We start from the raw sequence: 425 nt of genomic DNA, 5'->3' as shown, positions 1-425 counted from the left end.
CGGCGCGGCTGAACAAATCGGACACCACCGACGCCGAGGGCTTGGCCCAACTGGCGCGTACAGGCTGGTTTGCCGAGGTTCACGTTCGCAGCGAGGCGGCGGATCGCCTGCGCATGTTGATTGGGTCACGCGAACGGCTCGTTCAATTGCGCAGGGACCTGGAGGCTCATGTCCGGGGCATTCTCAAGACCTTCGGCATCCGCCTGAGCGCGATCAACAAGGGGCACATGCGTCAGGGGTTCCGGGACCAGCTGGCTGCCGTCACTCAGACTGATCCGACGCTCGCGCGCGTCATGGCTGGTTTCATCGACACCCACGAAACGCTCTGTACCGCGACTGCAGCACTCGATGCCGAACTGCGATCCATCGCGCGAAAAACTCCCGTTTCACGGCGGCTCATGACGATCCCGGGCGTCGGCCCGATT

1 protein-coding gene is annotated in these 425 nt (G+C 63.8%); it reads left to right on the top strand.

All coding sequences use genetic code 11. From position 1 onward, the window contains the following. The coding region (locus EU800_RS26260) for a transposase (RefSeq protein ID WP_129636379.1) at positions 1–425 on the top strand (425 nt) is incomplete at both ends.

The sequence above is a fragment of the Tropicimonas sp. IMCC6043 genome (genome assembly GCF_004146235.1).
Lineage (GTDB): Bacteria > Pseudomonadota > Alphaproteobacteria > Rhodobacterales > Rhodobacteraceae > Tropicimonas.
This window is presented reverse-complemented; position numbering and strand designations above follow the sequence as displayed.